We start from the raw sequence: 11,393 nt of genomic DNA, 5'->3' as shown, positions 1-11,393 counted from the left end.
ACCTCTTTGAACAAAACTTGATATTTTTTATTATATCATATTAGTTGTTTGTGTAATTAATTTTGTTTGACTACTTAAGTCGAGTAAGCTAAAACCGGGTCAATAACTAGGGGTTGAGTGGGGTCAAAATATCCCAAACTAAAATTAACTTGATTGTTTCCTAATAAATTGTAAGCTGCGGGAACGTTCACCCGCTGTCCGTTGATATCTTGATAAACTATCGGTGCGTTATCAATTAATTCGCCTAGCGGTGTCTCTAATATCAGTGCCCCGTCGTCGCGCAACCGGATGTCGTTAACACCACTATAGTTCATCTTAATTTGACTCGGATCGGCAAAAGGTGCAACCAAGAATTCGCTCTTAAGTTGTCCTTCTGTTCCTTTAAAAACGCGGTCAATTCCTTGATAGACGTTTTGATAAACAACGCCGTTAAAAGTAGGCACATTAGTCTGCCATTGACTAGAATCTTCGCCTAAAAGAAAGTTAGCAACTCCCGGCAATTGTTCCAGCCCGGAAATTGTGGGGTTCGGGTTGCTGTTGGCTAAGCTGCTGCGGACAACTGAAGAATATGTTGCTTCCTTCCCCGGTTCATTCGGTGCCTGGAAAGCGACGAAAGAAATTTCGTTTGGAGTGAAATAGATGCTGTGACCGGCGCCTTTTACCTGGAATTTCACATTGGGGTCTGTTTGTCCAGCATTTGCAATAAAACTTAAGGGAATTTGACCGTAAGATGCCTGTTGATTTTGAGAGCTCATAGCTGGTACCCCTGGTTAATGTTATGCGAGCAACTCTACAAAATTACGAGCTCGGCTGTATTGTAAATTCTTGCGGAAAATTTGCGAAAAATACAATTTTCTTGCGAAATTTCACCTAATTTTATGAATATTTGTAACAACGCTGACGGGTGCGATCAGTCAGTAAGTGCCAGAGTCCGACATTCCGCCAGTTCGATATTCCGAGAGTCCGAGAGTCCGCCAGGGGTTAAAAACCCCTGTCTCATAGCGAAAGTCCTCCTAAGAAACTCGCAGGGGAGAAGGGGAGAAGGGGAGAAGGGGAGAGGGGGAGCAGGGGAGCAGGGGAGAAAGAGTTTCTTTGATTCATAACGGGTGCTCGGCCTCCGTGAAACGCTCCTAAGAAACTCGCAGGGGAGAAGGGGAGAAGGGGAGAGGGGGAGCAGGGGAGCAGGGGAGAAAGAGTTTCTTTGATTCATAACGGGTGCTCGGCCTCCGTGAAACGCTCTCAAAGAGGACTGGTGTTGATGATAATTTAATTGGATTGATCAGTCGGTTGAAACCGACTTTCGCTCTCTCGACGGGGAATTAATTCCCCGCCGGACTTGCGGGTGAATGCAAAAACTCAAGAATGCCAAAAACTTTGGGTAAGTCCGAGAGTCCGACAGCCCGCCAGGGGTTAAAAACCCCTGCCAGACTGCGGGTGTTACCTTTATTAAAGTTGATCGCGATATTTCTTAGGAGTCAAACCGACGATTTTGCTGAAAGTCTTGCTAAAGTGACTTTGGTCGTGAAACCCGACTTGCTGCGAGATATAGGTTATTGATAAATCTTGCCTTTTCAATAACTGTTTGGCTTTTTCAATCCGGCACTGAATCACGTACTGATGGGGCGTGACTCCAATTGATTGTTTAAACAAACGACCGAAATAATAAGGACTCATCTGCACTAAATTAGCAAGTTCACTTAAGTGCAAATCTCTGTGTATGTACTCATTTATGTAGTCAATAACTATTTGTAATTTGTGAGGATCAAGACCGCCTTCAAAATCTCGCATCTTGGTTTTTTGTGCACAATAGCGGTGCAGTATATGAAGTGAAAGCGCGTTTTTCAGCGCATCGACATAAAGAGTACCGTTTAATCCACCGGATGCGAGTTCGGTTTTGAGGGCCCAGCCAATGCCGAGAATCAACGGATCGCGGATTTGCCAGTGCGGTATAATTTCAATCTGATTGGAATTTGTCGATTCGCAAACTGTATTGTCGAAATCGGTAGGTTCTAGTGCGATCGCAATAAATTCATGGTCTTCGGCTGCATAGGGGTGGTAATCAGTACCAGCAGCAGCGATAAAAATCTGTCCACTCTGGCAGGGTTCGCTACCGTAGTGTTTCGTTCAGTTTGGCTCCCCCAATAGTTGGAGAGAGTATCATGCCAATGGTGTGCTGTTGCAGACAGTGTTCGGGGGATTCGCTTGGCGGCTGATGGTGATATTCGACATGAATTCCCTCCCAGTTTGCCCCGTGACTTGACAGGATTGCGGGATGGGGGAGAATCGATTTCATCGCGTCTGTCTGGGCAAAATCAAGAATTAATGCTTTCTCTGGGGACATAGCTTGCACCTGGGAGAGTTGCTATTATTCTATAGGTCTGAAGTTCTTCCTGTTATACAAAAGATACCCCGCACTTACGATACATATTCTCGCTCTGTTTGTCAAAATTTCGCAATAAAAATTAATGGAATTTGACCCTAGGGCGGTGGAGGGTCGATCGCTCATCGGCACTTTTATACCAGTCGTTGCGCCTACAATTAATTACCGATAATTATTAAATTTTAGAGATATAAATATAAAATCCCCAATCCCCAATCCCAACTCTAAAATCTAAAATCTAAAATCAAATGACGCCCGCTAAAGTTTCCCAGCAGTACAAAAGCACTTTACAGGAAACCCGCAGGCGTCAAAATCAAGCAAACTTAAATCTTAGAAAAGACCCAGAGTGAAAGATTTGTCGATCGGGAAAATAGCACCAATACCCAACCACAGAGTTACGGCAGTTCCCAACAGGAAAACAGTAGTAGCAACAGGGCGGCGGAACGGATTTTGGAACTTGTTAACATTCTCGATGAACGGAATCAAAATCAAGCCAACGGGAACACCGGCCATGCAAGCAATACCCAACAATTTGTTAGGCAAAACGCGCAGGAGTTGGAACACAGGCCACAAATACCATTCCGGCAGAATTTCCAGCGGAGTAGCAAAAGGATTAGCAGCTTCCCCAACCAAAGCCGGGTCTAGTACAGCCAAACCCACGCACAGAGAAATCGTTCCCATGATGACTATAGGGAAAACGTAGAGCAAGTCATTAGGCCAAGCTGGTTCGCCGTAATAGTTGTGACCCATGCCCTTAGCGAGCTTAGCGCGGAGCGCGGGATCGCTCAAATCTGGTTTTTTGATAATAGACATAGTGAGAGTGTTCTCCTTTTAGTTTTACCCGGGCCTGCCATTACGCTGTATTCGTTAGTTTGAATCAGCGGCGCGATCGCAGGAAGTATTAGCCGTAAATAAATATCATGAGTGATGAATTCTGAATTTTCAACTCACAATTGGGCGGGGGGGCAAAAAAAATACCGCCCCCACAACTCAAAACTTACAACGGGCCAGAGATACCTTGCTTGCGAATCATCAAGAAGTGAGCCAGCATGAAGACTACAATCAGCCAAGGCAACACAAAAGTGTGCAAGCTGTAGTAACGGGTCAAAGTGCCTTGACCAACGCTGACACCGCCACGCAGCAGTTCAACCATCAAAGAACCGACAAACGGGATAGCTTCGGGGACGCCGGAAACGATTTTAACTGCCCAGTAACCGATTTGATCCCAAGGCAGGGAATAGCCGGTCACGCCGAAAGAAACAGTGATGACTGCCAAGATTACTCCTGTCACCCAGGTTAATTCGCGGGGCTTTTTGAAGCCGCCTGTCAGATAAACCCGGAAGATGTGCAAAATCATCATCAGCACCATCATGCTGGCAGACCAGCGGTGGATGGAGCGGATCAGCCAGCCGAAGTTGACTTCAGTCATCAGGTATTGCACTGAAGAAAAAGCTTCTGCTACCGTGGGACGGTAATAGAAAGTCATGGCGAAGCCGGTGGCAAACTGGATCAGAAAGCAAACTAAAGTAATTCCGCCCAAGCAGTAGAAAATATTGACGTGCGGGGGTACATACTTTGTAGTGATGTCATCGGCGAGCGCCTGAATTTCCAGGCGTTCCTCAAACCACTGGTAGGTTTTTGAGTCGGTGATTTGTTTAGAAAACATGGAGCCAGAATTCCTAAAAGAATATTGCTGTGGTTGAGGTTCAGGGCAGCAGCCACAAGGTTTTTTGTCGCCCCGCGCCGAGCAGCTTGCTTTTACTAGCAAATGCCTGAGGCTATTTTTTAAATTTGGAGCTGACGAAAGGAACTCTCTTGTGCGATCGCCTGCAAGCCCTGGGAAACTAAGCGGTGGCTTGTCCCTACTCGCTGGCGTTGCCCGATCGAATTCCAGACTGTGATAAAAAATGTAACATAATTGCCGTGCAATTTTCACGCGGGCGATCGCTTTTTGGACTCTTAAAAGGCTTTTTTAGGAATCTCAACATCCGCCCAAGCTAGTATGCGGGGAGGGCTGAGCTACAGCAAGCAGTCCGAGCCGGAAACAGGTTTGCCGGGAGAGGCCAAATTTCATCTCGATCGTAAAACTTCACCTTTTGGGTCGATCGATTCACAAACCATTGCCAATCAGAATAAAAGGTGCCCAGTAGAAGGGGTGGCTCAGGCTGTTACTCAGTTGTGACGGGGCGCTGCTGCTAATGGGTTGTTGTCCTGATGCTGCATAGTTGCCTGTAATCAGGGCAATTTGCGCTTGGCGTAAGGCTTCGGCTTTGGTCATATTCTCTTGCTTCAAGGCGGCATAGAAGGCATCCATCAAGTCTTGCGTGCCACCATCGTCTACGAACCACAACGTGGCGATCGCGGCCCTAGCGCCTGTACGCTGCACCTGATAGCCAAACCCCAAAATCTCCTCACCGTTACCTAATCTGCCGCCTACAGCCGTTTGGCAGGCACTCAGGACGATTAAATCCACCTTGGGTAACGACCAGGTTTTGAGCTCTCGTAGCGTCGCGCGATCGCCATTCCCGAACATAATAAAAGAATCTTCCGGTTCACCAACTAAAAAAGCCGCGTGAGTCGCAAGATGAACAATGGAATAATCATTCATCAACAACACAGTATCGCGGTTAAATTGGTTGTCCAAGAGTTTCGTTGTACCCGGAATTGTCGTCGCTAAATTTTCCACTTCTCGACCCGCAAACTCCAGTCCCGACATTGTGAAATCTCTCGTACCAACTCTGAATTTATAACTGCCTTGGGTAAAAGCAGCCGCTAAAATTTGCAAATTATTTTGAGGTTTTGTATTAAAATCAGTCAGACTGGCAGCAGTAATATTGTTAATGCGGAAGCGCTGCACTAACCATTCTTTGCCATCGTGTAAGGCAGCAAGCGGAATATAGCGCAACTGTCCGTCAGGCGCGTAGATAATAGTTTTAGCATCCGCTTGTGCTAAGTCTTTTTCAATCGGTTTAATCAACAATTGGTAAAGCTTTTGACCCGCAACTTCAGCATCGGCCATCTTGCCATTCCGATTTGTTATATTAACACGGAAATCAGCAATGGCACCATTAAGTTCTTCCCGTTTCACAGCCACAGTGCGGCGAATCGGAGGAGAATAAGGGGTAACTAAAATCAGTTCCAATCGGTCATCAAGAACCAAGGGATAGAGAATAACAGCGTTTTGTTGCAGCTTTTGGAGGTTGTCTCGTAAACTATTGAAATTGGCAAGATTGAGAGTTTCTCCACCCGTGACTTGCCTCAGTTGCGTCACCAGTGCAGTTACGGTTGGACTTTTGAGGAATTCTTGAAACTGTTGAGAAATTTCTTGCTGATTTTTTCTCAACTCTAGAATACGCTGTTGCTGGGCGGGGGTTCTGTTAGCAGGTGGAATCTTTTCGATGTTGACGAGTTCTTTACCGAGTTGAATTGCTTTATTTAAAAGGGCTTCGTAGCCTTTTTGAATTTGCTCTTCTGAGGGAGTATTGGGAATTCCTTGAGCAGTTTGTTCGTTGCCGCGCACATTGCTGAGATAATCTTCCAGTTCTTGAATTTTGAGTAAATCTATCACTTGTTGGGCTTCGAGAACTCGGTCTTGTTTGAGGAGGAGATCGGCTAAGTGGCGATAATCTTTAGCAATGGTTTCTGTGTAGGATTGCTGGAATTCTTGAGGAAGTCCCTTGATATTCTTGCGAATCACTTCTCTGGCGTTTACTGATTGCTTGAAGAACACAATCGCTAATTCTGGTTGGTTTTGTTTCTCTAGCAAGTAACCGATGTTTTTGAGAGCGTGTCCTTCATCCGCCTTGTTGCCAAATTCCTGGAGAATTACCAAGGCTTGCTGATAAAAATCCCAGGCTAATTCATACTTTCCTTGCTCAAAGTATACTTGGCCAATATTACTGAGTATTACCCCTTCCGACTTCGTGTAGCCAAGTGGTTTTAGAATGGTTAAAGCTTCCTGCAAGAACTTCAATGCTAATTCATACTTTCCTTGTTTGAGGTAAACAACACCAATATTGTGGAGCGTTCCTGCTTCCAGGTTTTTTTTGTCTGTTTTGTCATCAATTGTTTTGAGGATTGCTAAGGCTTCCTGATAGAACTTCAAGGCTAATTCGTAATTTCCTAGTCGGGAGTGATTGCTTGCGATCGCGTTGAGATTTCTGACTTCACCCCCAATGCTGCCAATCGCGTCCCTGCTGTCAAATACAAGTAGTACACGTTCTCGGGAGATTTCTAAGGATTCCTCATACAACTTCAAAGCCCGTTCGTACTGTCCTAGCGCCTCGTAAAGCCTCCCCGCGTTGAACAGCTTTGTCAGCCGATCTTCCGCGAAATACGGTGGAGGAATCGCTAACGCTTGCTGATAGAAATCCAAGGCTAATTCATACTCTCCCAGGTTAGTGTAAGCTATCCCAATTAGGTTGAGAGTTAACCCTTCCGCTTCCTTCTGACCAAGTTTTCTCTGAATAACCAGGAGTTGCTGAAATTTCTCTAAAGCTTCTCGATATTGACTTTGCTTGGCAAGTTGACCACCTTGCTCGTGGTAAACCCACCCCATCACGTTGAGGGTTACTAATTCCCCATCGCCATCGCCTACCTCCCGTCGAATAGGCAAAGCTTGCTGGAAGTAATCTAATGCTTGCTCATACTCTTTCTGGTTGTAGTGAACGTATCCAATGTTGTAGAGAGTTTCTCCAATGCTTGCTTTGTCGCCTATTTCTTGATAAATCGATAAGGCTTCCTGGAATTTCCTGATAGCTGCTGCATAGCTGTGCCTTACATTCAGATATTTACCTTCTCTCAACAGGCGATCGCCTATAGCTTTCCGATCTTGATTTGTTTGCGCCTGCGCGACTAAAGGCGAGAGACTCAAGGTAGATGGTAACAAGGGAGAGGTTAGCGAAAGCAGCAGAGTGGCAAAGCTGAGGCTGACTAGATGTAGACGCATGGTTCAATCCTCGATCGACAGAAAGTACAGATTGCTGTCAATTTGACATATTTCTCATCGATAGTGAGAATATACACTATCTTTGAGGATATCCACTATCTTTTTTTAACTATACTGAAGGCGATATCTGAAATACGTAGGGTGCGTTACCGACAGCGTAATGCACCATTTAACCCGGACGGTGCGTGACGGCAATTCTCCAATGTTACCATTGATTTTAGTCATTTTAGCTCTCTTGGATTTGTGGTTGGAAGTGTATCGAAAATTACAAAACTTTAGTGATGAAATCGCTGAAATCTTTACCCTAAAACACATAAGCTATATCAATCACCGCATAGCCAGGAGAGCCGTCATTTTTAGCCGTCACACACCCTACTTAATCTTATGCGGAGTTGATCTACTATGAAATCGATTAGCACAGTTGCTCTGATAATAAATATGTGGGCGTTCAGTGGCTGGGGATGGGGAATCGCTCAAGCCGCCGAACCTAATAGCGGGAGTTCTTTTAAAGAGTGGTGTCAAAAGCAAGCCAGTTTGTCAGCCGAGGCGAGAATCACTGTAGAGGTGCTGTTAGCAAAAGCAGGTACAAATGATTGCGAACTCGCTGCCAAAAATCTGTCAAGTCTCACTGAACTTTACCTCGGTCAGAAAGGGCTCAGTGACCTGAGTCCCTTATCAGAATTGACAAACTTGGAAGAGCTTCGCCTCGACAGCAACCGAATTATAGATGTCAGCCCTTTGGCAAGATTAAAAAATCTTAAGGAGCTTTCTGTCGGTGGCAACCAAATTGCTGATGTTAACTCTCTAGCAGGACTAAAAAACCTTAAGGAGCTTGACCTCTACAACAACCAAATTGCTGATGTTAACCCTCTAGCAGGACTCACAAATCTAACTAGGCTTTCCCTCTACAATAACAAAATTACTGATGTCAGCCCGCTCGCAGGAATGACAAAATTAACTGGGCTTAATCTTGACAAAAACCAGATTGCAGATGTTAGAGCTTTGGCGAGGCTAACAAACCTAACTTGGCTCGCTCTGATTGCCAACAAAATCGCAGATATCAGCCCTCTAGCAGGACTGACAAACCTGAAGAGCCTTGGCCTTGAAAGTAATCAACTCAAAGATATCAGCCCTCTAGCAGGACTAAACAACCTGAATAAGCTTAACCTCGAAAACAACCAAATCAAAGATATCAGCCCTCTAGCAGGACTAAACAACCTGAATGAGCTTATCCTCACTCTCAACCAAATCAAAGATGTCAGCCCTCTGGCAGGATTGACTAATTTGTATTGGCTTAATCTTCGCTTCAACCAAGTAGAAGATATCAGCGCTCTGGCAAAACTGGCAAAGTTGACTAGGCTTTATCTGCAAGATAACCAAATTAAAGATGTTAGTCCGCTAGCGGGACTGACAAAGCTCAATCAGCTCGATCTAGAATACAACCAAATCAAAGATGTCAGCTTTTTAGCAGAAATGACAAATTTGAAGCAGCTTAACCTTGAAGGTAATCAAATAGATGTCAGATCTCTGGTAGGACTAAAAAACGTAAGTTCGCTTAACCTTGAGAATAACCAAATCAAAGATGTTAGCTCTTTAGCAGGATTAAAAAATCTGAGTTCGCTTTACCTCGACAAAAATCAAATCGAAGATGTTAGTCCTCTAGCGGGACTAACAAACCTGACTTACCTTTACCTTGAAGGCAACCACATCAAAGATGTCGGCCCTCTGGCGAGGCTGATAAATCTGAAGTTTCTTAACCTTAAGGGCAAGCAAATTGAAGATGTTAGTCCGCTAGCGGAACTGACAAACCTCACTGGGCTCAATCTTGAAGGCAATCAAGTCAAAGATGTTCGCCCTTTGGCAAAACTGATAAATTTGCGATCGCTTAATCTCCGCTTCAATCCAGTTGCAGATTTCAGTCCTCTAGCAGCACTAAAAAATCTGAGTTCGCTTGAGGTGGCAGATAATGCGATCGCGCGGCAAAGTTGTCCAGTCAGTGGGTTAGTCAGTGGGTCAGAAGTTTGCCAGTTTTGAGAAAAATGCGTTGCTGAACTTGCAAACCCTCTTGCCGATCGGAATTTACCAAGAATTTCTTGATGGTATCCGCCACGTGATTTATCCGTGGAATCAATCCAAAATCGAAAATCTAAAATCCTCAAGCCCCCGCATTTATCCGTGGGGTCAATCTAAAATCTAAAATCTAAAATCTAAAATCGATTGACTCTAGTATATCTCTAAGCCAGTTGTTGTTACCGGGACTCGATCGAACACTATCTTATCGGGACTTACGCATTACCCCTATATCCTGTAGGAGCAATCCCCCCGTGGTTGCCCCTATCCTTGAGCCTCCTGCGTAAATCCCGTCATATCATGTTCGGTCGATCGATCAGATAAGTAAGTCGGTGGGAAAGTTTATAACTATGTAACAAAAAATTAAGTAACCAGCTCGGAGCTAAATTTAATGCGTTTTGTAGGGTAGTTTCCTTTTTTTACTCTAGCTTCTACCCATTAATTACGGCATAAGCCAGCTCTAATTCATCCTCAAACAAATGTCGCAGCTAGCTCGTTTTTTTTGATATGTTGCCACTCCAATTGTATCGGATTCATGTCTGAACAATATTTGGGTAAAAATAAGATATATAGACCCTTTTTAACATAGTTGAGTTTTTTATCACCTACTTACTTAATCACAATTGAAAAGAAGGCAAACTTTCCACAAAAACTGGCAGTATTGGCGAGAAAGGAGTGGGAAGCGGCGGTATCGGGAAGGGAATTTCCGGCAGAGACGGGAAGGATGGAAAGTCTCGCGATGGCGGTGTAAAGCCTGTCGAAAGACTCGCGCAATCGGATAGACTCACATCTGTAACATTTTTAACGTCGGCGATTAAATCCGATCCGACAAATATCCGAGTTCCCCGTGTGATACCGTCATCATAAGATTCAAATCGATAAAAGAAGAAGCGAGGAATATTACGATCTTGTACGAAACCAACGACTTGGATTTTGTCGCCTTTGATCCGGTTAAAATCCTCAATAACGGCATGGCGACCTTCACCGCCATAGAAGAGGTAAGGGCGGGCATTTGACGAACCGAGAACAAATATGTCAGCATCACTTTGCCCGATTAAATAATCGATTTGTGCTACTGTTGAGGAAAAGCCGTAACCCGATATGATGTCCTTACCGGGCCCGCCAATCAGGGTGTCGTTGCCTTGATTTCCCTCAAGCAAATCGTCTCCTGTATTGGCGTTAATGTAGTCATTATCTAAGTCACCTATTACAGTGTCGTTCCCACTCTCTCCTAACAGGCGATCCCTACCTTTGCCGCCCATTAAAAAGTCGTTGTTGCTGCCACCAAACAAGCGATCGTCTCCATCTCCTCCGATCGCCGTATCATTGCCTTGACCGCCGTAAAGACAGTCATTGCCAGCCCATCCCAAGATACTGTCGTTATTGTTTTCTCCTCTGATTAAATCCGCGCCTTCGCCACCCTCAAGAAGATCGTTGCCGGCACCTCCTTCAAGTTTGTCATTGCCTTCGCCACCGCTGAGACTGTCGTTACCAGAGTAGCCCAAAAGGCGATCGCTACCGCCTCCACCTACGAGACTATCATTTCCTTCTCCGCCATCTAAAGTGTCATTACCACCCAAACCAGATAGAATATCATTGCCTCCAAGCCCGCACAGGGAATCATCGCCAATTTCACCGGCTAGCAAATTATCGAGATTGTCACCGCATATAACTACCATAAACTTGTCCTCCTGAAAACTATTTCACAATTACAGTCACTCAATTTTAGATTTTAGATTTTAGATTTTAGATTTTTACCCTCCCCGCAATTTCAAATTTTGAATTTTGTATTTTGTAAGGACTTTAGTCCTGATATCAAATCTGTTAGCATCGGAATTATTCCTATCTCTCTTCTCGACATCTGCGTAAATCAGCGTCAATCCCTTGTCCGGGGCGGTTAATACATTCTCTTTTTTTCCTGGGGGGGTAACAACCAGCCTGAAACCCATACCTTTGTAAGGATTGAGCCAATGTGTGCTAAAAAAAGATAGGCAG

9 protein-coding genes are annotated in these 11,393 nt (G+C 44.8%); 1 reads left to right on the top strand and 8 read right to left on the bottom strand.

The features are described 5' to 3' along the window. Positions 1–74: 74 nt before the first annotated feature. From QUA77_RS27395 to QUA77_RS27370, 6 genes are all read right to left on the bottom strand, one after another. A complete protein-coding gene (locus tag QUA77_RS27395; RefSeq protein ID WP_333453731.1) occupies positions 75–755 on the bottom strand; it encodes a DUF7948 domain-containing protein in 681 nt (226 codons plus the stop codon). Between the two features lie 691 nt (positions 756–1,446). Further along, complete coding sequence (locus QUA77_RS27390; RefSeq protein ID WP_333453729.1) at positions 1,447–1,923, bottom strand: helix-turn-helix transcriptional regulator; 477 nt, start codon at positions 1,921–1,923, stop codon at positions 1,447–1,449. 184 nt (positions 1,924–2,107) lie between these two features. After that, positions 2,108–2,341 (bottom strand): hypothetical protein, encoded by a 234-nt coding sequence (locus tag QUA77_RS27385; RefSeq protein ID WP_333453727.1) that lies wholly within the window; start codon positions 2,339–2,341, stop codon positions 2,108–2,110. Positions 2,342–2,710: 369 nt separating this feature from the next. After that, the gene (gene petD / locus QUA77_RS27380; RefSeq protein ID WP_333051797.1) at positions 2,711–3,193 is read right to left on the bottom strand and encodes a cytochrome b6-f complex subunit IV; all 483 of its coding nucleotides are present in this window, start codon (positions 3,191–3,193) and stop codon (positions 2,711–2,713) included. A gap of 184 nt (positions 3,194–3,377) precedes the next feature. Then, positions 3,378–4,046: a cytochrome b6 gene (gene petB / locus QUA77_RS27375; RefSeq protein WP_015174799.1), complete on the bottom strand. Its 669-nt coding sequence runs from the start codon at positions 4,044–4,046 to the stop codon at positions 3,378–3,380. Positions 4,047–4,490: 444 nt separating this feature from the next. Next, entirely contained in the window at positions 4,491–7,328 is a 2,838-nt protein-coding gene (locus tag QUA77_RS27370) for a CHAT domain-containing protein (protein WP_333453725.1), read from the bottom strand. A 402-nt stretch (positions 7,329–7,730) separates the two neighbouring features. Between QUA77_RS27370 and QUA77_RS27365 the strand changes: the two genes are divergently transcribed. Next, a complete protein-coding gene (locus tag QUA77_RS27365) occupies positions 7,731–9,362 on the top strand; it encodes a leucine-rich repeat domain-containing protein (RefSeq protein ID WP_333453722.1) in 1,632 nt (543 codons plus the stop codon). Positions 9,363–10,015: 653 nt separating this feature from the next. Here the strand turns inward: QUA77_RS27365 and QUA77_RS27360 are convergent. Continuing rightward, positions 10,016–11,077, bottom strand: a complete 1,062-nt coding sequence (locus QUA77_RS27360) for a calcium-binding protein (protein WP_333453720.1) — start codon at positions 11,075–11,077, stop codon at positions 10,016–10,018. Positions 11,078–11,152: 75 nt separating this feature from the next. Continuing rightward, positions 11,153–11,393, bottom strand: a 241-nt coding sequence (locus QUA77_RS27355; RefSeq protein ID WP_333453718.1) for a hypothetical protein, incomplete at its 5' end; no start/stop codon positions are given.

The sequence above is a fragment of the Microcoleus sp. K5-D4 genome (genome assembly GCF_036704575.1).
GTDB lineage: Bacteria > Cyanobacteriota > Cyanobacteriia > Cyanobacteriales > Microcoleaceae > Microcoleus.
This window is presented reverse-complemented; position numbering and strand designations above follow the sequence as displayed.

Coding starts and splice junctions, on each gene's coding strand:
- QUA77_RS27365 (WP_333453722.1), top strand. CDS start 7,731: ATGAAATCGATTAGCACAGTTGCTCTGATAATAAATATGTGGGCGTTC.
- QUA77_RS27385 (WP_333453727.1), bottom strand. CDS start 2,341: ATGTCCCCAGAGAAAGCATTAATTCTTGATTTTGCCCAGACAGACGCG.
- QUA77_RS27360 (WP_333453720.1), bottom strand. CDS start 11,077: ATGGTAGTTATATGCGGTGACAATCTCGATAATTTGCTAGCCGGTGAA.
- petD (WP_333051797.1), bottom strand. CDS start 3,193: ATGTCTATTATCAAAAAACCAGATTTGAGCGATCCCGCGCTCCGCGCT.
- QUA77_RS27370 (WP_333453725.1), bottom strand. CDS start 7,328: ATGCGTCTACATCTAGTCAGCCTCAGCTTTGCCACTCTGCTGCTTTCG.
- QUA77_RS27395 (WP_333453731.1), bottom strand. CDS start 755: ATGAGCTCTCAAAATCAACAGGCATCTTACGGTCAAATTCCCTTAAGT.
- petB (WP_015174799.1), bottom strand. CDS start 4,046: ATGTTTTCTAAACAAATCACCGACTCAAAAACCTACCAGTGGTTTGAG.